The 22,067-nt window shown below is 75.9% G+C and carries 17 protein-coding genes; 10 read left to right on the top strand and 7 right to left on the bottom strand.

The window, feature by feature from the left end; translation table 11 throughout:
* Window positions 1-216 precede the first annotated feature (216 nt).
* On the top strand, window positions 217-843 hold the full coding sequence (locus tag ICW24_RS15550; protein WP_226346636.1) for a hypothetical protein: 627 nt from the start codon (window positions 217-219) through the stop codon (window positions 841-843).
* A gap of 262 nt (window positions 844-1,105) precedes the next feature.
* Here ICW24_RS15550 and ICW24_RS15545 read toward each other — a convergent pair whose 3' ends face one another.
* On the bottom strand, window positions 1,106-2,686 hold the full coding sequence (locus tag ICW24_RS15545; protein WP_226346635.1) for an amidohydrolase: 1,581 nt from the start codon (window positions 2,684-2,686) through the stop codon (window positions 1,106-1,108).
* 582 nt (window positions 2,687-3,268) lie between these two features.
* Window positions 3,269-4,279 (bottom strand): aldo/keto reductase, encoded by a 1,011-nt coding sequence (locus ICW24_RS15540; RefSeq protein WP_226346634.1) that lies wholly within the window; start codon window positions 4,277-4,279, stop codon window positions 3,269-3,271.
* An 826-nt stretch (window positions 4,280-5,105) separates the two neighbouring features.
* On the opposite strand from ICW24_RS15540, the gene ICW24_RS15535 reads away from it, so the two are divergent.
* Window positions 5,106-6,896 carry an acetyl/propionyl/methylcrotonyl-CoA carboxylase subunit alpha gene (locus tag ICW24_RS15535; protein WP_226346633.1) on the top strand — a complete coding sequence of 597 codons (1,791 nt, stop codon included), beginning with the start codon at window positions 5,106-5,108 and terminating at the stop codon, window positions 6,894-6,896.
* Window positions 6,897-7,005: 109 nt separating this feature from the next.
* On the opposite strand, the gene ICW24_RS15530 is transcribed toward ICW24_RS15535, so the two are convergent.
* Both ICW24_RS15530 and ICW24_RS15525 read right to left on the bottom strand, forming a co-directional pair.
* The gene (locus ICW24_RS15530; RefSeq protein WP_226346632.1) at window positions 7,006-7,314 is read right to left on the bottom strand and encodes an antitoxin; all 309 of its coding nucleotides are present in this window, start codon (window positions 7,312-7,314) and stop codon (window positions 7,006-7,008) included.
* Between the two features lie 167 nt (window positions 7,315-7,481).
* Window positions 7,482-8,906: an NAD(P)H-quinone dehydrogenase gene (locus tag ICW24_RS15525; protein ID WP_226346631.1), complete on the bottom strand. Its 1,425-nt coding sequence runs from the start codon at window positions 8,904-8,906 to the stop codon at window positions 7,482-7,484.
* Between the two features lie 187 nt (window positions 8,907-9,093).
* On the opposite strand from ICW24_RS15525, the gene ICW24_RS15520 reads away from it, so the two are divergent.
* Genes ICW24_RS15520 through ICW24_RS15500 form a run of 5 tightly spaced genes read left to right on the top strand, consistent with a single transcriptional unit; the run spans window position 9,094 to window position 14,586 of the window.
* The gene (locus ICW24_RS15520) at window positions 9,094-10,194 is read left to right on the top strand and encodes a DUF7847 domain-containing protein (RefSeq protein WP_226346630.1); all 1,101 of its coding nucleotides are present in this window, start codon (window positions 9,094-9,096) and stop codon (window positions 10,192-10,194) included.
* Complete coding sequence (locus ICW24_RS15515) at window positions 10,191-10,880, top strand: DUF4129 domain-containing protein (RefSeq protein ID WP_226346629.1); 690 nt, start codon at window positions 10,191-10,193, stop codon at window positions 10,878-10,880. The genes ICW24_RS15520 and ICW24_RS15515 overlap by 4 nt, the downstream gene beginning before the upstream one ends.
* The gene (locus ICW24_RS15510) at window positions 10,877-12,151 is read left to right on the top strand and encodes a DUF4350 domain-containing protein (RefSeq protein WP_226346628.1); all 1,275 of its coding nucleotides are present in this window, start codon (window positions 10,877-10,879) and stop codon (window positions 12,149-12,151) included. Before ICW24_RS15515 ends, ICW24_RS15510 begins: the two co-directional genes overlap by 4 nt.
* Entirely contained in the window at window positions 12,148-13,227 is a 1,080-nt protein-coding gene (locus ICW24_RS15505) for an AAA family ATPase (RefSeq protein WP_264176652.1), read from the top strand. Before ICW24_RS15510 ends, ICW24_RS15505 begins: the two co-directional genes overlap by 4 nt.
* Before the next feature lie 48 nt (window positions 13,228-13,275).
* On the top strand, window positions 13,276-14,586 hold the full coding sequence (locus ICW24_RS15500) for a DUF58 domain-containing protein (protein ID WP_226346626.1): 1,311 nt from the start codon (window positions 13,276-13,278) through the stop codon (window positions 14,584-14,586).
* A 37-nt stretch (window positions 14,587-14,623) separates the two neighbouring features.
* Here the strand turns inward: ICW24_RS15500 and ICW24_RS15495 are convergent, their stop codons facing one another.
* Entirely contained in the window at window positions 14,624-15,613 is a 990-nt protein-coding gene (locus tag ICW24_RS15495; RefSeq protein ID WP_226346625.1) for a stage II sporulation protein M, read from the bottom strand.
* Window positions 15,614-15,808: 195 nt separating this feature from the next.
* Between ICW24_RS15495 and ICW24_RS15490 the strand changes: the two genes are divergently transcribed.
* Window positions 15,809-16,615, top strand: coding sequence for an RDD family protein (locus ICW24_RS15490; RefSeq protein WP_226346624.1), 807 nt, complete (start codon window positions 15,809-15,811; stop codon window positions 16,613-16,615).
* 48 nt (window positions 16,616-16,663) lie between these two features.
* Here the strand turns inward: ICW24_RS15490 and ICW24_RS15485 are convergent, their stop codons facing one another.
* Complete coding sequence (locus ICW24_RS15485) at window positions 16,664-17,881, bottom strand: amidohydrolase (protein WP_226346623.1); 1,218 nt, start codon at window positions 17,879-17,881, stop codon at window positions 16,664-16,666.
* 126 nt (window positions 17,882-18,007) lie between these two features.
* Window positions 18,008-19,108 (bottom strand): mannose-1-phosphate guanylyltransferase, encoded by a 1,101-nt coding sequence (locus ICW24_RS15480; protein ID WP_226346622.1) that lies wholly within the window; start codon window positions 19,106-19,108, stop codon window positions 18,008-18,010.
* 284 nt (window positions 19,109-19,392) lie between these two features.
* Here ICW24_RS15480 and ICW24_RS15475 point away from each other — a divergent pair, with 284 nt between their 5' ends.
* Window positions 19,393-20,526 (top strand): glycosyltransferase family 4 protein, encoded by a 1,134-nt coding sequence (locus tag ICW24_RS15475; RefSeq protein WP_226346621.1) that lies wholly within the window; start codon window positions 19,393-19,395, stop codon window positions 20,524-20,526.
* A gap of 221 nt (window positions 20,527-20,747) precedes the next feature.
* Window positions 20,748-21,968 carry a D-alanyl-D-alanine carboxypeptidase family protein gene (locus ICW24_RS15470; RefSeq protein ID WP_226346620.1) on the top strand — a complete coding sequence of 407 codons (1,221 nt, stop codon included), beginning with the start codon at window positions 20,748-20,750 and terminating at the stop codon, window positions 21,966-21,968.
* The last annotated feature ends 99 nt before the right edge of the window (window positions 21,969-22,067 follow it).

The raw sequence follows: 22,067 nt of genomic DNA, 5'->3' as shown, positions 1-22,067 counted from the left end.
CCGGCTCTGATGCGTGCGGTGTCCGCGCCCGGCGCGGCGTGCCGGCTTCGCCCGATTCGTCGGACATGCGTGGTCTCCCCTCCCCGCTCCCCGTCCCAGGGTCGCACGCTCCGACCCGTGCTCCGACACGGCGGACCGGCCGGCGAGGCGCTTGCCTGCACCCGGCATCTGGTCTACACACGAGTGAGGACAGGCGGTTTCGAGGAGGTGGGGCGGGTGACGCGGCGCACGTGGAGTCCGATCGTCGTCTTCCTCGGCGTGCTCGCGCTCATCTTCCTCGTGCTCGCCCCGATCCGAGCGGCGACGCGGGCCGACGACTCCTCACCCTCACCCCGGACGACGATCACCGACGGCGCCACTCCGGCCCCCAGCGCCTCGCCTCGCCGCACGACCCCCGCGACCCCCCGGCCGCGCGGCTCGGGCCGGTCCGCCCGCCCGAGCACCGAACCGAGGAGCATGTGGGACGCGCTCGACGAGGCCGCGGAACGCAAGCGACGCTCCGACGCGCAACTCGACGAGGACTCCACCGACCGCACCGGCACCCGCTGGACGCCGTTCTCCGGGCGGCAGACGGCGACGACGCGCCGGAGCCCGGCGAGGACCTCCTCGCCGCGCACCTCGCGCACCGCCCTCCCGCGCACCGCGCGCGAATCGGAGGCCTCCGCGGCACGCGCCCGGCGCAGCGAGCGGACCGCCCCCTGGACCCCCTCGCCGCGCTCCTCCAGCCGGTCGACGTCGTCGACCCGGTCGTGGGCCACGCCCCAGCCCGGCGCCCCCGACCGCCTCGCCGACTCCGTGGCCGAGTTGTTCGACGTCCTCGGCTCGGACCCCGGCCGCCGCTGACGCCCAGCGCCCCGTCAGGCGCGCTCGGGCCGTCCAGCGCTCAGGCCGTGCGAGTCGCCGGTGTCCCCTGCCGCGCTCACTCCGGCCCGCACGCTCACCTACGCTCGCCGCCCGATGCCCCCCCGTCGCGCTCACTCCAGCCCGCACGCTCACCTACGCTCGCCGCCCGATGCCCCCCCGTCGCGCTCACTCCAGCCCGCACGCCCACCTACGCTCGCCGCCCGATGCCCCCCGTCGCGCTCACTCCGGCTCGCACGCTCACCTACGTTCGCCGCTCGTACCGGCACTCCCCGGCGACCCACGTCTGCAGCACCCGGGTGGACCGCACCGACTCGGGCGCCTCGCCGAACGGGTCGCGGTCGAGGACGACGACGTCGGCGAGCCGGCCCGGCGCGATCGCCCCGACGCGCCCCTCCCCCATCGGGTCGGCGGGCGAGGTCGTGTACGCGTGCAACGCCTGCCGCATCGTCAGACGCTCGTGCGGCTGCCACCCCCCGGCCGGGGTGCCGTCGGCGCGGGTCCGAAGGACGGCGGCACCGAGGCCCTCGAACGGGTCGGCGGTCTCGACGGGGGCGTCGGAGCCGAAGGTCAGGGCGATCCCGGCCGCCCGCACCGAGTTCCACGCGTACGACAGCAGGCCGCGGCCCGCCAGGAGCGACTCGACGAGGTCGATGTCGCTCGGGGCGTGCGCGGGCTGCATCGAGGCGACGACACCGAGCGCCGCCATCCGCGGCAGGTCGGCCGGGTCGACGTGCTGCACGTGCTCGATCCGGTGCCGCAGTCGACGCCACCACGTCTCGCGGCTGCGCTCGAACGCGTCGAGCACGTCGGAGATCGCGCGGTCGCCGATGGCGTGCGCCGCCACCGCGATCCCGTTCGAACAGGCCAGACCGACGAGACGGTCGAGCTCCGCCGGCGGCGTCACGCACATGCCCGCGTTGCCGGGTTCACCGTCGAACTCGTGGCTCATGTGGCAGGTGTGCGAGCCGAGCGCGCCGTCGGTGAAGATCTTCACAGCGCCGGTCCGGAACCAGTCGTCACCGTCCCCGGTGCGGCGGCCCTCGGCGACCGCCGACTCGAGGGCCGCCGCCGGGATCGACTTGCGGACCCGCAGGCGCAGCTCCCCGGCCCGGTGCAGGTCGAGATACGCCTCGCGGACGTCCTCGCCGTCGAAGCACGTGACGCTCGTCAGCCCGAGCGACAGCAGGTGCTCCTGACCGCGACGCAGCAGCTCGCGCAGGTCGCCGCCGGCGTCGGACCCCTCGATGGCCTCGACCGGGTGCCGGGCCGCCTCGAGGAGGAGGCCCGTCGCGCGTCCGGCGTCGTCGCGGACGATCTGCCCGCCGGGCGGGTCCGGTGTCGCCGCGTCGATGCCGAGACGCGCGAGGGCCGCCGAGTTGACCCACATCGAGTGGCAGTCACCGCTGATGAGCGCGACCGAGCGCTCGGGGCATACGGCGTCGAGCACGTCGCGGTGTGGGACGTCGCCCGCGGCCCACAGGTTGGCGTCCCACAGCCCACCGAACGCCCACCGCGTGCTCGGCCACCCCGCGACGTGGTCGGCGAGGCGCCGCGCGCACTCCGCCGACGACGTCGCGGTGCGCAGATCCACGGACACCAGGCCCCGCGAGAGCAACCCCGAATGCAGATGCGCGTCGGCGATGCCGGGGATGACGGCCGCGCCCTCGAGGTCGACGACCTCGGCGCCCGTCCCGACGGCCCGGCGAACCTGCGCCTCCGAGCCCACCGCGAGGATCTGCCCGGCCCGCACCGCAAACGCCTCGGCGGGCCGCTCGGCGGCTCCGGTGTGGATGCGTCCGTGGCGGAAGACGCGGATGGTCACGGTGGCTCCTGGGGCGACGGGGGACAGCAGACGAACAGGGACCGACGTGGGCGAACGAGGCCGGGCCCGGGATCACGACGAGGGACGGACCGGCAGGTGCGTCGGTCCCGGCAGGGTACCCAGCGCGACCCGGCCGGATCATGTCGGCCGGGGACGGTGGGACGTGCGCGGCCGGCCCGTCCGACGAGGTCGGCTCCGGTCGACGCGGTCCGCCCTGTGGGACTGGTCGTCGCGGGTCGGCCGGGCCGACCGGGGCGGCCAGGTCGGGGCGGTCGATCCCCCGGCCGGCCGCTCCGGGCCCGTGCCGGCGCCGACAACGACAGTGACCCGGTTCTCGACGCGGTCGGCCCGGTCGGCCCGATCAAGGCGGTCCGCGCCGGTCGGCCCGATCAAGGCGGTCCGCGCCGGTCGACCCGATCAAGGCGGTCCGCGCCGGTCGACCCGGTCGGGCCGGTCGGCCCGGTCAAGGCGGTCCGCGCCGGTCGGCCCGATCGGGGCGCTCGATCCCCCGGCCGGCCGCTCCGGGCCTGTCCCGGGCCCGTGCCGGCGCCGACAACGACGGTGGCCCGGTTCCCGACTCGGTCAGCGACGCGGGGACATGAACCGGCGCAATGCCGCGGACGGACGCCGCAGGGCCCGGCGACGGCGGGGCACGGGGCGCCCGGTCGGGCCCGGCGCGGGCGTGCCGCCGTCGAGACCGTCGAGCAGGGCGACGTGCTCGGGCGAGAGGCGCAGATCGAGGGACGCCACCTGGTCGAGGAGCTGGCGCGGCCTCGTCGCCGTGCTCACGACCGCATCGCCGTGGAGCCACTGCCACGCGAGGACCACCTGAGCGGGCGACGCGCCCATCGCCAACGCCACGCGGTGCACGGTGGGCTCGTGCAGCAGGACGGCGCCGGTGGCGAGGGGCCGCAAGGCCGCGGTGGCGATGCCGTGCTGGGCGTGGAAGCCCCGCAGGTCGCGCCGGGCCCGGTACGGGTGCAACTCGATCTGGTTGACCGCGGGCGCCTCGCCCGTGGAGTCCATGAGCAGGGCGAGATCGACGGCCTCGGCGCCCGCGGTGCCCACGACGCGGATGCGTCCCTCGTCGCGGAGCGCGAGCAGCTCCCGCCAGGCGTCCACCCACGCGTGGACCTGGCGCGGGTCGGGCGCCGGCGAGGGATCGAAGTCGAGGTCGCCGACGTCGGCCTGCGACGGACCACCGCGCGGCGCGGCGGCGGCGGCGGCGGCGGCGCCGAAGGGTGCTCCCGGCAGGAGCGCGAGGTCGACCACGGGGTGGCGCAGCCGGCGACCCGCCTCGAGGAAGGCCTCGCGCGGACCCGGGCCGGCCGGACCGGCGGTGACGGTCACGGTGACGAAGGCCGACCCCTCGTCGGTGCGGGAGGCGGCCAGGGCGCCGGCGACGACGTCCTCGGCTCCCGCGGCCACGTCGAGACCGAGGCCGAGCCCGACGGCCCGCGCCACCACCGCCTCGGGCGACCCCGCCCTCCAGCGCAGCGAGTGAGGGGTGCGGGGAGGCACCCGCAGCCCCAGCGCGGGCATCGGCACGCAATGGCCGCCCGCGGGCAGCATGAGTGCCTCGACCCGGGACATGGTCACAACCGTATAACGCCCGCGCCGGACCCACAGGGAGCTCGGCGGACACCGCGGCGCCCTGGGTCGGCCCGACCCCGCTCGAGATCGTCGACGACGTCTTCCGCTGGAGCGAGGTCCGGTGGGGCCCCGCCGCGCTGACCGTCGGTCGTCCCCCGACGACGGGCTCCGCTACGGAGACGCCGAGTCGGTCCCGCAGCGCGTCGCGGACGCTCCCCCTCGGGTCGGGTAGGAGGACGCTCCCCCTCGAATCGGGTGGATCGTGCCGCGCAGGATCCGGGGCTGCCCCGGCGCGACCACGCCGACGGCACCCGCGGTCAGGCCGTGACGGCGCCCTCGGGCGATGGGAGTCCCGCGTGACGTGCGGCAGTCGGTGAGATCCGCCACGGGGCGAGTTTTCACGACAACTGCACGGGCAATGGCCCCGACCCGAAAAGCCCACGCCTCTGACCAGCGATGATGCGAACGGCGGTGCGAATGGCAGTGCAGTTGTCGTGAAAACTCCCTGATTCCGCTGCCGCCGGGCCGACGGCGAGGCCGGGCCCGTCGCGCAGGGCCGGACGGGCGCGCGTGGGCGGAGTCGGCGCCGGGACGGAGTCGGCGCCGGGACGGCGGGGCGGGCGGGCGGGGCAGACCGCCCGCCCGCGCCGCTGCGGGCGGCGCTGCGGGCCCCGGCAGGGACGGGCCGGACCGAGCTCGACGCGCGGCCGTGGGGCGCGTCGCGGACGGGACCGGCGCGCACGCCCGCCCCGGACCGGCCCGCCCCTGCCCGGAGTCGGGGCCATCGTCGGGCCGCACGTGCGAACCGACGCTAGGCTTCCGGCCCATGGCCCCCATCTCATCAGTGCTGATCGCCAACCGCGGGGAGATCGCCGTGCGCATCGCGCGCGCGTGCAAGGACTCCGGCCTCACTTCCGTCGCCGTGTACGCCGACCCCGACCGGGACGCGCTGCACGTGAAGGTGGCCGACGAGGCCTACGCCCTCGGTGGGTCGACCCCCGGTGAGAGCTACCTCGTCGTGGACAAGCTGCTCGACGTCGCGCGGCGCAGCGGCGCCGACGCCGTCCACCCCGGGTACGGCTTCCTCGCCGAGAACGCCGAGTTCGCGCGCGCCGTCATCGACGCCGGCCTGACGTGGATCGGCCCCGGGCCGGAGGCGATCGACTCCCTCGGCGACAAGGTCAAGGCGCGCCACATCGCCACCCGCGCCGACGCGCCGCTCGTCCCCGGCACGAAGGACCCGGTGTCGGGCGCCGACGAGGTCGTGGACTTCGCCCGCGAGCACGGACTGCCCGTCGCCATCAAGGCGGCCTACGGCGGCGGCGGTCGCGGACTCAAGGTGGCCCGCACGATGGAGGAGATCCCCGAGCTGTACGACTCGGCGGTCCGCGAGGCCGTCGGCGCGTTCGGCCGGGGCGAGTGCTTCGTCGAGCGCTACCTCGACCAGCCGCGGCACGTCGAGACCCAGTGCCTCGCCGACACCCACGGCAACGTCGTCGTCGTGTCCACCCGCGACTGCTCGCTGCAGCGCCGGCACCAGAAGCTCGTCGAGGAGGCACCCGCGCCCTTCCTCACCGCCGAGCAGGAGGACGAGCTGATCCGCGCCAGCCGCGCGATCCTCGCCGAGGCGAACTACGTCGGCGCCGGGACGTGCGAGTACCTCGTCGCCGCCGACGGGACCATCAGCTTCCTCGAGGTCAACACGCGCCTGCAGGTCGAGCACCCCGTCACCGAGGAGGTCACGGGGATCGACCTCGTCCGCGAGCAGTTCCGCATCGCGAACGGCGAGGAGCTGGGTTACACCCAGGAGGAGCTGCGCGCGGGCACCCGCGGGCACAGCTTCGAGTTCCGCATCAACGGCGAGGACCCGGGGCGCGGCTTTCTGCCGGCCCCCGGAACGGTCCTCACGTTCCGCCCGCCGTCGGGCCCCGGCGTGCGCCTCGACTCGGGGGTGGAGGCCGGTGACGTCGTCTCGGGTGCGTTCGACTCGATGCTCGCCAAGCTCGTCGTCACCGGCGCGACCCGCGCCCAGGCGCTCGAGCGGTCTCGCCGCGCGCTCGCCGAGATCGTCGTCGAGGGCATGCCGACCGCCCTGACGTTCCACCGGGCGGTCGTCGACGACCCGGCGTTCGCGCCCGCGGGGGACGCCCCCTTCACGGTGCACACGCGCTGGATCGAGACGGAGTTCGACAACACCATCGAGCCCTACGCCGGCCCCACCGCCGAGGGCTGCGAGGTCGACGAGCGCTCCCGCGTCGTCGTCGAGGTGGGCGGGAAGCGGCTCGAGGTGACCCTGCCGGGCGACCTCCGGGTCGGCGGCGCCGGCGGGGGCGGGTCCCGCCGCAAGGCGCCCCGGCGATCCTCGGCGCGCGCCGGCGGCGGGGCCGCGGCCGGCGGCGACGCCCTCACCGCGCCCATGCAGGGCACGATCGTCAAGCTCGCGGTCGAGGACGGCGCGACCGTGGCCGCCGGCGACCTCGTCGTCGTCCTCGAGGCCATGAAGATGGAGCAGCCGATCACCGCCCACAAGGCCGGCGTCGTCTCGGGGCTGACCGCCGCGGTGGGCGAGACGGTGGCGAGCGGCACCGTGCTCGCGACCATCACCGACGCCGACTGACCCGGCCCGGACACGACGAGAGCGGGGCGCCACCGTGAGGGTGGCGCCCCGCTCTCGTGGGTCGCTCAGGCGCGTCGGCCGAGCCGACCGGGCCGCGTCGAGGCCGGGCTCAGAGCCGCTCGTCCCGGATGGGGCCGGGGCGGTCGACCGGCTCGGGCGGGGTGACCGGGTCGGTGTGCACCGTGTCGGGGCGCTGGGTGGGGCGGCTCGCCTCGTCGCGGAACGCGTCGCGGGACCGGGTGGGCACCCCGATCGCGCTCTCGAGGCCGCCGCGCCCCTGGCGGAGCTTGCCGGCGTACTTGTTGCCGGTCCTGCTGTTGATCGTGCCCTCCACCCGGTCGAGACCGGAGCGCACCTTGTCGGGGTTGTCGGCGACGGCTCGGCGCACCTTGCCGATGAGGCGGTTGAAATCGACCATGTCGGTTCTCCTGTGGGTTGCGCGGGATCCTGGCGGATCCCCGGTGTCCGATCCCCGGCCCGGCGGGCGGGGTCCATCCGTCCCGAGGCTCCCGGAGGAGCCCGGGAGTCACCGGTCATGTTCCTGTCCTGCCCCTGGACGCCCCCGTCGAAACGGGTGGGCCGTGCTCAGCCCGCGACGTGGAGGCGGCGGGCCGCCTCGGCCACGGAGCCCGACAGCGACGGGTACACGGTGATCGTCGAGGCCACCTGGTCGACGGTGAGGCGGTGGTGCACGGCCAGGGCGATCGGGAAGATGATCTCGGAGGCCCGGGGGGCGACGACGACGCCCCCGAGCACCGTGTTGCCGCCCTTGGCGGCGAAGAGCTTGACGAACCCTTCCGTCAGGCCCTCCATCTTGGCCCGGGCGTTCGTGGCCAGCGACATCCGCAACGAGCGGACGTCGTTGCGCGCGTCGGCCTCCTCCTGCGTGAGCCCGACGGTGGCGATCTCGGGGTCGGTGAAGATGTTCGCCGCGATGCCCTCGACGTCGAGCGGGGTGACCCCGTCGCCGAGCGCGTGCGCCATGGCGATGCGGCCCTGCATGGCCGCCACCGACGCGAGGGGGAGGACGCCGGTGCAGTCGCCCGCCGCGTAGACGCCGCGCACGGACGTGCGCGAGACGCGGTCGACGACGATGTGCCCGCTCTCGGTCGTCTCGACGCCGACGTCCGCCAGACCGAGGTCGGTCGTCAGCGGAACGGAGCCGACAGCGAGCAGCGCGTGGGTGCCGGTGACCTGCCGGCCGTCGGTGAGCCGCACGAGGACGCCGTCCTGCGTTCGCTCGACGGACTCGGCGCGCGAGCGGTTGAGGACCTCCATGCCCCGCTCGCGGAACACGCGCTCGACGACCTCCGCGGCGTCGGGGTCCTCGCCGGGCAGCACCCGGTCGCGCGAGGACACGAGGACGACCTCGGTGCCGAGGTGCAGGTAGGCCTGCGCGAGCTCGGCACCGGTGACCCCGGAGCCGATGACGACGAGGCGGCGCGGGACGTCGCGCAGCGCCCAGATCTGCTGCCACGTGAGGATGCGGTCGCCGTCGGGGACGGCGCTGGACAGCACGCGCGGCGAGGCGCCCGTCGCGACCAGGATCGTGTCGGCGTCGAACTCCTGCCGCGACCCGTCGGCGAGCTCCGCCTCGACCCGGGTCGGCGACGCGAGCCGGCCGCGCCCGACGACGACGCTCACGCCCGCCGCCTCGAGGCCGGCGCGGATGTCGTCCGACTGCGCCCGCGCGAGGTGGAGGATGCGGTCGTTGACCTCGCCGAGGTCGGCGCCCATGAGCTCGATGTCGGGGTCGTCGGCGAGCTCGGGCGCGACGTGGGTCTCGTAGTGGACACCCATGCTCGCGGCGCTGTCGACGAGCCGGCCGAGGTAGCCGCCGGCGGCGACGAGCGCCTTGCTCGGGACGCAGTCGGTGAGCACGGCCGCGCCCCCGATCCCCCCGGACTCGACGATCGTCACCTCGGCCCCGACCCCGGCCGCCACGAGGGCCGCCTCGTAGCCACCCGGGCCGCCCCCGATCACCACCACCTGCTCGCGTCGCTCAGTCACGACCCCATCATCGCAAGCCGGGCGCCGGCCTCGCCCACCGTGGTCGCGGCCCGCGCGACGCCGCCCGCGGTTCCACAGGCGGCCGGCGCCTCCCGGGACCCCGGCCACCGGTGGGTCATGATGGACGGGCAGGAGCGCGAAGACCGACACCGGTCCGGGAGGGCCGCGACCGCACGGGAGGGACCACGTGTCCGACGACGACCGCCCCCAGAACCGACGGGACGACGCACCGGATCGACGGTGGCCGGGGGCGTACCCCCCGCCGGGCGGATCCGCCTCGCTGCCGCCGGAGCCCTCCCCACCGCCGCGCGGGCCGATGTACCCCGGTGGCGACACGTGGTCGGAGGTCCGGCCCGGCATCGTCCCGCTGCGTCCCCTCGGGGTGGGCGACATCCTCGGCGGCTCCTTCGCGACGATGCGCTACAACCCGAGGACGATGCTGGGGGTCAGCTTCGCCTTCTTCCTCGTCGTCGGCGTCCTCGCCGCGATTCCGGGCGTGATCTCGGGCGAGATGTTCCGTCAGGCGAACCCCTGGACCACGAGCGCGGCGGACGTCCCGATCAACGTGTTCCAGATCGTCACGGGCCTGCTGTCGGGGCTGCTCACCGGGTTCCTCATGATCCCGGTCGCCGCGGCGGTCCAGGGGAGGCGTCCCGGCCCGGGCGCGACGTGGACGCGACTGCGCCCCCGCATCCCGGCCCTCATCGGCCTCCTCCTCCTCGAGTTGCTCGGCGCGGCCCTCCTCACGCTCCCGTTCATCGGCATCGGTCTCGCCCTCGGCGCCGGGGCGCTGTCGAGCGACCCGGGGGGAGAGAGCGTGTTCGCGCTCGTCCTGCTGGTCGTGGGGCTGTTCGTGGGCTTCTTCGTCGCGCTCGCCGTGCTCTGGACGTTCCTCGCGTTCTCCGCCCCGGCGATCGTGCTCGAGGGGATCGGACCGGTGGCGGGGATCAAGCGGTCGTTCCGGCTCGTGCGGGGCGCGTTCTGGCGCACCCTCGGCGTGCTGCTGCTCGCGAGCATCGTCACCGGGATCGTGTCGGTGGCGCTCGTCGTCCCCGTCAGCCTGCTCACCGCGGTCGTGGGGTTCGGGCTGGGCGAGGCCACCGCGGCGGCCGCCGCGGTCCTCCTGGTCGTCGGTCTGCTGACCGTCGCGGTCCAGGCCGTCGCCCAGCCGTTCGGGGCCGGCGTCACCGCCCTGCTCTACCTCGACCGCCGCCTGCGCACCGAAGGCGCCTTCCCCGGCGAGCCGACTCTGACGCAGGAGTCACCTCAGGACCGCCCCCGCCGGTGACTCCGCCCCTGCTCCCCGCGGCCGCCTGGCCACCCGCCCCCGACGAGGCCCGTCGGCAACTGCGGGACGAGCTGGCGCGGCCGGAGTACGTGACGACGTGGTGGAGCCGGGTGCGCCGCTGGTTCGCCGACCTGATGTCGGTCGGCACGGGCGAGGGCGATCTCACCGGGGCCCTCGCCGTGGGCGGGGTCCTGCTGCTGGCCCTCGTGGCGCTCGTCGCCTGGCGGAGCGTGCGGGCGCGGCGGGCCGCACGAGCCGCCGCGGCCGCCCCGCCGGGGGTCGATCTGCAGCCGGGCACGACCGCGGCGCAGTACCGCCGCCGGGCGGAGGAGCACCTGCGCGGCGGGCGGCCGCACGACGCGGTCCTCGACGCCTACCGGGCGCTCACCGCCCGGGGGGCCGAGCTCGGCGTCGCGACCCCGGCACCCAACCGCACGGCGGGGGCCGTGGCGCGAGAGGTGGCCGGGCACCGCCCCGACCTCGCCGACGACCTGCGCGCGGCCGCGGCCCGCTTCGACGCAGTGCGCTACGGCGACGCCCCCGCCGAGCCCGTCGACGCCCTCGCGATCCTCGGTGTGGAACAGCGACTCGGGCCGGGAGTCGAACGCCCTCGCGTCGACGCCGGGATCGGTGCGACCGCCACCCCCACGGACCGCGGCGTCCCCGCGCCCCGGGACGCACCATGAGCGCGCCGACCGGCTCCCCCGGCACGAGCGCCGGCCCCGCCGGAGGTCGCCCCGAGCGCACCCCGGCCCGATCGTCGTCACGGAGTGGACCGCGCCGCGGGTGGGGCCGGCGGGTGGCGATCGCCGCCCTCGTCCTCCTCGGCGGCGGGGTGGTGGCGCTCGGCTCGGCGCCGGAGGAACGTATCCCGCTCGACCCCACCGGCGCCTACCCCGAGGGCGCTCGGGCGCTCGCCCAGGTCCTCGACCGCTCGTACGGAGTGCGCGTCGAGCCGGTGCGCGGCGCGGCCGCCCTCCGCGCCGCGCGGGTCGACTCCGGCACGACGCTCCTCGTCACCCACGCGGGCTCGCTGTCGGCCGCCGCCGCCGACGGCGTGACCCGTTCGGCCCGCGGCGCCCGCCGCCTCGTGCTGCTCGACCCCGCCGAGGAGACGCTGACCCACCTGGGGGTGCCGGTCGCCCCCGCGGACGGCCCGGTGCTCGCCCCGACCCTGCGGGGCGGGTGCTCGAGCACCGACGTCGACCCGGGCGACACGATCGACCTCGTCGGCGAGCCGCTCTACCGGGCCACCGGGGCCGGCGACGTGTGCCTGCGACCCGACGTCGAGGCCGATTCGGCCGACTCGGAGACCCCGACCGACGACGCCGACGGCACCTCCGACGGTGGGGCGTACGTCCGCGTCGCGGCCCGCGGCACCCGACCCGAGACCGTCGTGCTCGGGCTGTCACCCGCCCTGTCGAACGAGGCCATCGGCGACGACGACGCCTCCGCCGCAGTGGCCCTGCGGACCCTGCGGCACGGCGACCGGGTGCTCTGGTACCTCCCGTCGCCGGACGACGGCGCCCCCCTGCCGACCGGGACGGCCGTCGTGCCCGCCTGGTTCGGTCCCGGCGTCGCGCTGACCGGGGTGGCGTTGCTCACCCTCTGCCTGTGGCGCGGGCGACGCTTCGGTCCGCTCGTCGTCGAGCCCCTGCCCGCGGTGGTGCCGGCCGTCGAGACGGTCCACGCCCGCGCTCGCCTCTACGCCCGCAGCGGCGACGCCCGCCACGCGCTCGACCTGCTCCGGCGCGGCACGAGCGAGCGGATCGCCCGCCGGCTCGGCCTGCCGCCCGAGGAGGACCCGGCGATCGTCGCGCGCCACGCGGCGGAACGCACCGGCCTGCCCCCCGACGACGTCCGCGACACCTTGACCGGCGTCGACGTGACTCCCGCGCAACTGCCCGCCCGCGCCGCGCGTCTGCGCCGGCTCGAACGAGAGGTCGACCGCCCATGAGCCACCCGTCCGACGAGCCACGCCCCCCGACGGCGCCGCGGCACCCGCTCGAGAGAGCCGAGGTGGCCGACTCCCGGACACTCGCCGAGAACCAGGGCCACTCGCGGGCTGCGGCCCCCGACCCGGTCGACGACGACGCGCTCCGGGCGGCCGTCAACGCGGTCCGCGACGAGGTGGCCAAGGCGGTCGTGGGCCAGGGTCCAGCGGTCAGCGGTGTGCTCGTCGCCCTGCTCGCGCGCGGCCACGTGCTCTTCGAAGGGGTGCCCGGCGTCGCGAAGACGCTTCTCGTCCGGTCGCTCGCCGCCGCCCTCGACATCGAGACGCGGCGGGTGCAGTTCACACCCGACCTCATGCCGGGCGACATCACGGGCTCGCTCGTCTATGACGGCTCGGACTTCACGTTCCGACCCGGCCCGGTCTTCACGCAGCTCCTCCTCGCCGACGAGATCAACCGCACGCCGCCGAAGACGCAGGCGGCGCTGCTCGAGGCCATGGCCGAGCGTCAGGTCACCGTCGACGGCACGGCGCACCCGCTTCCCGAGCCGTTCCTCGTCGCCGCGACCCAGAACCCGGTGGAGTACGAGGGCACCTATCCCCTGCCCGAGGCGCAGCTCGACCGCTTCCTGCTCAAGGTGTCGGTGGCTCTACCCGGTCGGGACGACGAGGTGGAGGTCGTGCGCCGGCACGCGGCGGGCTTCGACCCCGCCGACCTCGGCGCCGCCGGGCTGCGCGCCGTCTGCGGGCCGACGGAACTGCTGACCGCGGCGGACCGGGTCCGTCGCGTCGGCGTCGGGTCGGACGTGGCCGGGTACATCGTGGACCTCGTCCGGGCCACCCGAACGCTGCCCGCCGTCGAGCTCGGGGTGAGCCCCCGCGGCGCGACCGCGCTGCTGGCGACCAGCCGGGCGTGGGCCTGGCTCTGCGGGCGCGAATTCGTCACCCCCGACGACGTCCAGGCCCTCGCGCACGCCACCCTCGCCCACCGGCTCACCCTGCGCCCCGAGGCCGAGCTCGACGGACTCGACGCCGACGCCGTCCTCGACGTCGCCCTGCGCTCGGTGGCCGTCCCGCGATGAGCCGGCCGGTGACCACCCGATGACGGACGCGACTCCCCGGAGGCCGCGATGGCCCTGACCGGCAGGGCCGTCCTGCTCGTCCTGTGCGGGTTTGTCGCCCTCGCCCTCGCCCCGTCGGGCGCGACGGTGCGGTGGTGGGTGCTCGCCGTCGCCGCGCTGGTCACGCTCGACCTGCTCCTGGCCCCCCGCACGGCGACCCTGGCGATCGCCCGCGGGACCACACCCCCGCTGCGGCGCTTCGACGACGGCGCGTCGCCGCTGGAGGTCACCAACACCGGCCGCCGACGCGTCCGGGCCGTGCTGCGCGACGCCTGGGTGCCCTCGGCCGGGGCGCACGAGACCCGGCACCGGCTGGACCTGGCGCCCGGCGCGACCGAGGCCGTGGCGACGCGGCTGCGCCCGACCCGCCGGGGCGACCGGCCCGCCGACCGCGTCACCGTGCGCACGGCCGGCCCGCTCGGACTCGCCTGGCGGCAGCGGTCGACGCCGATCGGCGGCAGCGTCCGCGTCCTGCCCGAGTTCGCGTCCCGGCGCCACCTGCCGGACCTCATGTCGCGGCTGCGGGACATCGAGGGCCGCGCCGTCGTCCGCGTCCGCGGCCGCGGCAGCGAGTTCGACTCCCTGCGCGACTACGTCGAGGGCGACGACGTCCGCAGCATCGACTGGCGCGCCACCGCGCGCCGACGCGACACGGTCGTGCGCACGTGGCGTCCCGAACGCGACCGCCGCGTCGTCATCGTCCTCGACACGTCGCGCACCAGCGCCGCCCGGGTGGGCGACGCGCCGCGTCTCGACACCGGCATCGAGGCGACGCTTCTCCTCGCGGCGGTCGCGGCGGGGGCGGGCGACGCCATCGACGTCGTCGCCGGGGACCAGGTCGTGCGCGCCCGCGTCACCGACGCCCGCCGCGGCCAGGTGCTGCCCCGCTGCAGCGAGGCCGTCGCGCCCCTGCAGCCCGCGCTCGTGGAGGCGAACTGGCCGGCCCTCGTCGCGGCCGCGACGGGTGGCGCCCGCCCGCGCTCCCTCGTCGTCCTCGTCACCGCCCTCGACCCGGTCACCGTGCAGGAGGGGCTGCTGCCGGTGCTGCCCGCCCTGCTGCGCCGGCACGCCGTCGTCCTCGCCTCGACGCGAGATCCCGAGCTCGAGCGCCTGGCGCGCGGGGTGGGCACCGGGCAGGACGGCGGCCGCGCCGACGACGCCTACCTGGCGGCCGCCGCGCAGCACGACCTCGACGAGCGGGAGCGCACGGCGCACGTCCTGCGCCGGCTCGGGGTGGACGTCGTCGACGCCGAACCCGAGGACGCCCCACGGGTACTCGCCGAGCACTACCTGCAGCTCAAGGACCTGGGGCGACTCTGAGTCCGGCGCTCGCGACCGGCCGGCCGGCACCGGCGCGTCACGCGGACGCGGGGGCCAGCGCCTCCTGGTCCTGGGCGTCGCCGGTCACGCCGCGGCGGGCGGCGGCCCGGCCGAGCCCGAAGACGTAGGCGAGGAAGGCGAGTTCCACGGCGACCCCGATGCCGATGCGCCCCCACGTGGGCAGGGGCGACGGCGTGACGAACGCCTCGACGATCCCGCTGACGAGCAGGACCCCGACGAGTCCGACGGCAATGCCGACGCTCGTGCGCCCCTCCTGGGCGACGGCGACGGTACGCGGCCTCGCACCGGGACTCACCCACGACGCGAACCAGCGCAACCCGACGCCGGCCGCGACGAAGACCGCGGTCAGCTCGAGGAGCCCGTGCGGGAGGATGAGGCCGAAGAAGAGCTCGCCCCGGCCGTGGCGCACCATGATCGACCCCGTCAGGGCGAGGTTGAGGACGTTCTGCCACAGCAGGTACAGCACGGGCGCACCGAGCACGCCGAACGCAATGCACAGGGCGGCCACCCACGCGTTGTTCGTCCAGACCCGGAACGCGAAGCTCGACGCGGCGTGCTCGCTGTAGTACCGCTCGAAGTCGACCTCGACGAGCCGGCGCACGGTCTCGGGGTCGGAGACGGCCGCCTCGAACTCGGGGTGCGCGACGAACCAGGCGCCCATCGCGACCGCGACGGCCAGGCTGACGAGCATCGTCGGCACCCACCAGCGCGCGCTGCGGTACAACGCGGCCGGAAAGGTGGCGCCGAAGAACCGGCCGACCCCCGCGGGGGCGACGCGACGCGGCGCGAGCCCGCGGCGACGCACGCGCATGAGCAGCGCCGACAGGTAGCCGACGGTGTCGGGATCGGGGTCCTCCGTGCGGATCCGTGAGAGGTCGGTGGCGCTGCGGCGGTAGAGGTCGAGCATCTCGTCGACGTCGGCCCCGGTGCGCCGCGGGCTCCGCTCCAGCTCCTCGAGCCGACCCCAGCGGCCGCGGCGCCGGTCGACGTACGCGTCGTGATCCACCCGACCACGGTACCCAGGCCGCGCCGGACGCACGGAGCGACCGGCCCGTCTACCCTGGCCGATGAGGGGGCGGTCCACGCTGGTGGCCCCGTCGCCGCGGGGACACGACCGCGCCGCCGGGTGACGACCACCGGGTGGAGCCGACCGGGGCGGGCGGGCCCGTCGGCCCGAGTGGCGAGGAAGGTGGTGGTCGGCGTGGTGACGGACGCGCGACGCGACGAGCTCGTCACCGGCGAGGCCGTCGCGGTCGAGCTGCCGGGGGCCGGACTGGGCCTGCGGGTGCTCTCGGGCCTCGTCGACGTCGTGCTCGCGGTCGTCGTGCTCGTCGTCGCCGTCCTGCTCTTCGGCGACGTCGTCTCCGGCCTCGACGAGGCGCTCGGCGCGGGGGTCGGGCTCGTGGCGACCGTCGGCGTCCTCGTCCTGCTGCCGGCGGTCACCGAGCACCTGACCGGCGGACGGACCCTCGGCAAGCGGATCACGGGTCTGCGCACGGTCCGCGCCGACGGCGGGCCCGCCGACCTCCGCCGCTACCTGACCCGCCACCTCATCGGGTTCGTCGAGGTGTGGCTGCTCGCCGGCGGGCCCGCCCTCGTGTCCGCCCTCGCGACGGCCCGCACCCAACGCCTCGGCGACCTCGCGGCCGGGACGGTCGTCACCCGCGACCGGCGCGCCCTGCGGGCGCCGGAGCCGATCGTCATGCCGCCCGCACTCGCGTCGTGGGCCGCGCACGCTCAGATCGGCGCCCTGCCGCCCGACCTCGTCGCGCGCACCCGCCGCCTCCTCCGGCACGGCGCCCAGCTCGACCCGGACCTGCGGGCGCGGCTCGCGGGCGAGCTGGCCGCGCAGCTGAGCGACCACGTGGCGCCGCCGCCCCCGGCGGGCGCCCGCGACGACGACGTGTGCCGGGCCGTCCTCGCCCGGCGTCTCGACCTCGACGGCGCCCGGCTCGACGCGCAGGACCGTCTCCGGGCGCGCCTCTTCGAGCAGCGGCCCCGCGGCTGACCCCTCGGTCGATCCGCGGCCGCCGGACGCGTGGCCGTCGGCGACGGCTCAGCCGAGTTCGCGCTCGGCCTCCCGGACCGCGAGCGACGCGAACGGCAGGGCCGCGAGCACCTTCGCGCCGACGAGCACGGCGCGCTCGTCGACGACGAGGTCACCCCGGTGCAGGTCGTAGGTCGGCCCGCCGGGCGCCCGGGTCCCCAGCCGGGCGTAGGCGCCGCCCCGATCGAGGAGCATCCACGCGAAGTCCTCGCCCCCGAGGGACTGCTGGGCGGCCTGCACGGCCGCGCCGCCGAGGGCCTCGCTGACGGCGATGCGCATCGCGTCGGCGCCGTCGGGGGAATTGACCACCGGCGGGACGCCACGCGTGTAGTCGACGTGGGCCGTGACGCCGAAGGGCGCGACGATCTGCTCGACGAGCTCGACGACGAGCGGTCTGGCCCGCTCCCACGCGACGACGTCGAGGATGCGCAGCGTGCCGGACACGCAGCCCTCGTCGGGGATGACGTTGGGGGCCGAGCCGCCGGAGATGCTCCCCCACACGAGGGCGGCCCCCGCGCGCGGGTCGAGGCGTCGCGAGATGGCACCCGGCAACGCCGTGGCCAGGTGTCCGAGGGCGTACACGAGATCGGCCGTGAGGTGTGGCCGCGACGTGTGGCCGCCCGGGCCGGTCAACCGCACGGTGACTTGATCGCTCGCCGCGGTGATCGGGCCGCGCTTGAGGCCGACGTACCCGACGTCGCGGCCCGGGTCGCAGTGCAGGGCGAAGACGGCGTCGAGGTCGTCGAGCAGGCCCGCCTCGACGAGCCGCGTCGCCCCGCCCGGCATCGTCTCCTCGGCCGGCTGGAAGATGATGCGCACGCCGAGCCCGCGCGCGTCGAGCTCGTCACGGCGGGCGTGGAGCGCCAGCGTCGCCCCGTAGAGGGCGGCGGTGTGGACGTCGTGCCCGCACGCGTGGCTGACGCCCTCGGTGCGGGACCGGAACGGCAGGCCCGTCTTCTCGAGCAGGGGCAGTGCGTCGATGTCGGCGCGCAGGCCCACCCGGTAGGTCGGATCGGTCGGTCCGAGGTCGAGGACGAGACCGGTGGGCACCAGGGGGCGAGGGGAGAGTCCGGCGATCTCGAGCCGTTCGCGGATCCGCCCGGTGGTCCGCGTCTCCTGCCAGGACAGCTCCGGGTCACGGTGGATGTCGCGCCGGAGGCGGACCATGTCGTCCTCGACGGTGAGCACATGTGCCAGGACCGCGGCCGGAATGCGTTCGATGCTCACAAAAAACGCAGTCTACGCCGGGGCCGACCACCCCACGGTGGCGCACAGGGGCCGCCGGGCGCGCGGGGACGACCGCCGACCGGGCTCGGACCCGGTGCAGAGGGAGGTGAGTGGCGGCAGGGCCGGTCAGGTGAGATCGGCGCGGCCGCCGGACTTCAGCGAGTCGACGATCGACTTGACCTGCTGGGCGCGCCGCCGGGTCGTGACGAGCAGGGCGTCGGGGGTGTCGACGACGACGACGTCGTCCATGCCGAGCACGGCGACGAGCCGGTCGGACGAGGAGACGACGACTCCCGAGGACTCGCTGACGAGCACCGAGCTCGTGTCGCCGAGGATGCGCACCTCGCCCGACTCGGTGTCGGTCGGCAGCAGCCCGGCGAGCGAGTCGAAGTCGCCCACGTCGTCCCACGGGAAGTCGGCGAGGACCACGGCGACCTTCCCGTCGGCCGAGGCGGGCTCGGCCACGGCGTGGTCGATGGCGATCTTCCGCAGGCCGTCCCACAGCTCCTCGAGCCGTTCGGGCTCCGCGGCGATGGCGCGCAGGCCCGCGGCGAGCTCCGGCTGGTACACGGCCAGCAGGTCGAGCAGCACCCGCGCCTTGACGACGAACATGCCCGCGTTCCAGCGGTATCCCCCGTTGTCGACGTACTGCTGGGCGGTGCGGGCGTCGGGCTTCTCGACGAAGGAGACGACCCGTCGGGCCCGGGGCGCGCCGTCGACGCCGATGGGACCGCCCGCGTGGATGTAGCCGAAACCGGTGGAGGCGAAGGTCGGCCGGATGCCGATCGTGACGACGAGCCCGGTGCGGGCCACGGCCACGGCCTCCCGGACGATGCTGCGGAACTCCTCCTCCCGGCCGACGACGTGGTCGGCGGCGAAGGAGCCGATGACGGCCTCCGGGTCCCGGCGCTCGATGAGGGCCGCGGCGAGCCCGATGGCGGCCATCGAGTCCCGCGGCGAGGGCTCGGCCACGAGTCCGTCGGGGGCGAGGTCGGGCAGCTGCTCGCGGACCGCGTCCTGGTGGGCCACGCCGGTGACGACGACGAGGCGGCCGTCCGACAGCGGCTCGAGGCGGTCGGCCGTGGCTTGCAGGAGGGAGCGGCCCCGGCTCGTGAGGTCGTGGAGGAACTTCGGCGACCCGGCGCGGGACAGCGGCCAGAGCCTCGTCCCGGCACCCCCAGCGGGGATGACGGACCAGAAATCGTCGATGCGACCGGGGGCGACCATACCCACCACGCTAACCGAGGCGAGTGATCCCGTGGTTCGCGCGCGGCCGGGCGGGGCGTCCGGATACCTGACGTGCCAGTCGAGTTCGCCGATCGGGCCGGAACACTGAGCGGCACTGGGTGGCCACCGGACGGCACCGGGGCCGGCGCCCGCCGCGCCCGTCACGTGCCCCTCGCCCGGGGTTCACCGGCACGTCACCCGCGTGGCCCACCTGTCACCCGGGCTTCATCCGTCCCACCCGCGGGCGTCGACGTCGATCCACCGGGGGCGGCGACGCTGGCGGCGTGCGGATCGCGATCGTCACCGAGTCGTTCCTCCCCTCGCTCAACGGGGTCACCACGAGCGTCTGCCGAGTCCTCGACCACCTGGCCCGGCTCGGCCACGAGGCGCTCGTCATCGCCCCCGGCCCCGCCCCGAGCAGCTATCGCGGCTTCCCGGTGGCCGCTGTGAGCAGTGTGCCGGTCCGGCAGTTCCACGTCGGGCTGCCCACCACGCAGATCGCGGCGTTGCTCGCCGACTTCGGCCCCGATGTCGTCCACGTCGCCTCCCCGTTCTTCCTCGGGGCAGGCGGCCTCGTCGCCGCGCGCGACCTCGGCGTCCCCACCGTCGCGATCTACCAGACCGACATGGCCGGGTACGTCGTGCAGCACGGTGGACGAGCCGGGCGGCCGGCCGCGCGGGCCACGTGGCGCTACCTGCGGTGGGTGCACACGCTCGCCGACCTGACCCTCGCGCCCTCCAACGCCGCGGCCGACGACCTGCGTCGGCACGGCATCGAGCGGATCGACCGCTGGGAGCGCGGCGTGGACACCGACCTGTTCCATCCGCGATGGGCCGACGACGCCGGCTGCCGCGCCTTGCGCCGCACCCTCGCCCCGCGCGGCGAGACGATCATCGGGTACGTCGGTCGCCTGGCCCCCGAGAAGGAGCTCGACCGGCTCGCCCCGCTGCTCGACCTGCCGCACACGCGCCTCGTGCTCACCGGCGACGGACCCGACCGGCAGCGCCTGGCCGCGGACCTGCCCGGTGCGGTGTTCCTCGGCCGCCGCGAGGGCGACGACCTCGCCCGCGCCTACGCCGCCGCCGACGTGTTCGTCCACACGGGCACGCGGGAGACGTTCGGCCAGACGCTCCAGGAGGCCGCCGCGACCGGGCTGCCCGTGATCGCCCCGCGTCGCGGCGGGCCCGTCGACCTCGTCGACGAGGGCGTCACGGGCCTGCTCTTCGACCCCGACGACCCGCACGACCTGCGGCGCCGCGTCGCGTCGTTGACCACCGACGACGAGGCGTGGGAGCGCCGTGCGTTGATGGGCGAGGCCGGCCTGCGCCGGGTCGCCCGGCGCTCGTGGGCGTCCCTCGTCGACCGTCTCCTCGACCACTACGCCTCCGTCGCCACCCCCGCGGCCCTGGCGCCCTGACGTCCCGACGTCCTCACCGCCGCGACGTCCCGACCGCCGCGGCACCCGACGTCCATGCCTTCTCGACATCCCGACGTCCCACGACACCTGGGGCTCACCCGGATCGCCCCGGCGGACGTCTACCCTGACCGGGGACGGTGCGACGGGCGAATCCCCGTCGGGAGCAGGGACGTCGCTTCGGCGAACCGCGGCCGGACGACGACGCCGAAAGGGGCAGGTGCGTGTCACGACGTGACGAGGGGCTCACCAGCCGACGCCGCGCGACCCGGGTGGTCGCCGCGCTGGGCGGTCTCGCCCTCACCGCCGGGGCCCTCGCCCCGACCGGGCCCGCGTCCGCCGCGACCAGCGACGATCCCCCGCCGGTGCCGAAGGAGGCCCAGGAGGCGAAGGACGACGGCCGGCCCGTCGGGGGCGACGCCCTCGGCCGAGGGGGCCTGGTCTACACCGGCGGCTCGGGAGTGCCCGCGCCCCCGGCCTACCCGGCCGGCGGCTACGTGCTCGCCGACGTCGACACCGGCGACGTCCTGGTCGCGAAGAGCCCGCACGCCCAGGCCCTGCCCGCGTCGACGATGAAGACCCTCACGGCCCTCGCCGTCGTCCCGCGCGTGCCTGCCGAGACCGTGTTCACGGCGCAGCCGGAGGACGCGAACGTCGACGGCACGCAGGTGGGCATCGACCCGGGGGTCCGGTACACGACGGGTCAGTGCACGTTGGCGCTGCTCATGTCGTCGGCCAACGACTGCGCGGTCGCGCTCGCCCGCGTCAACGGTGGTCTGGCCAAGACGACGAACGAGATGAACACGCTGGCCCGCTCGCTCGGCGCCCTCGACACCACGGCCCGCAACACGAGCGGGCTCGACGCCGCGGCGCAGGTGACGAGCGCCTACGACCTCGCGCTCATCGGCCGCGCCGCGGTGAGGGACCCCGACGTCGCCCCTTACCTCACGGTCAAGACCGCGAAGTTCCCCGGCGGGCGCACCAAGCAGGGCCAGAAGCGCACCGTCTACGAGATCACGAGCCACAACCGCCTGCTGTGGAACTACGCGGGCACCCTCGGGGTGAAGAACGGGTACACGGTCCGGGCCCGGCACACCAACATCGCCGTCGTCCGCCGCGGCCGGAAGTCGTACGTCTTCGCCTTCCTCAACGGCGCCTCCAACGGGTGGCGCGAGAACGCGAAGATGTTCGACTGGGCGTTCGCGCACGGGCCGAAGGTCGCGCCCGTCGGGCGCCTCGTCGACCCGGCGACGTCGCAGGACGACGAGCAGGGAGCCGGCGGGAGCGACTCCCCCGTCGCCGCGGCGGGTCAACGGGCCGGCGCGGTGTCGCAGCAGGCCGCGCAACGGCTCGGGGTGGACCCCCGCCTGCTGGCCGGTGGAGTCGCCGCCCTCGTGCTGCTCGGCGGGGCCGCGGCTCTGCGGGCGCGAGCCCGCCGCCGCTGATCGATCGGAGCGGCGAACGCAGGCGAGCTTGCGAGCCGCAGTGAGCGCGACAGCAAGCATTAGCGGCGAACGCAGGCGAGCTTGCGAGCCGCAGCGAGC

The organism is Agilicoccus flavus, from assembly GCF_014857905.1.
Lineage (GTDB): Bacteria > Actinomycetota > Actinomycetes > Actinomycetales > Dermatophilaceae > Agilicoccus > Agilicoccus flavus.
The sequence above is the reverse complement of the archived record's forward strand: the minus strand, read 5'-3'. Positions and strand labels throughout refer to the sequence as shown.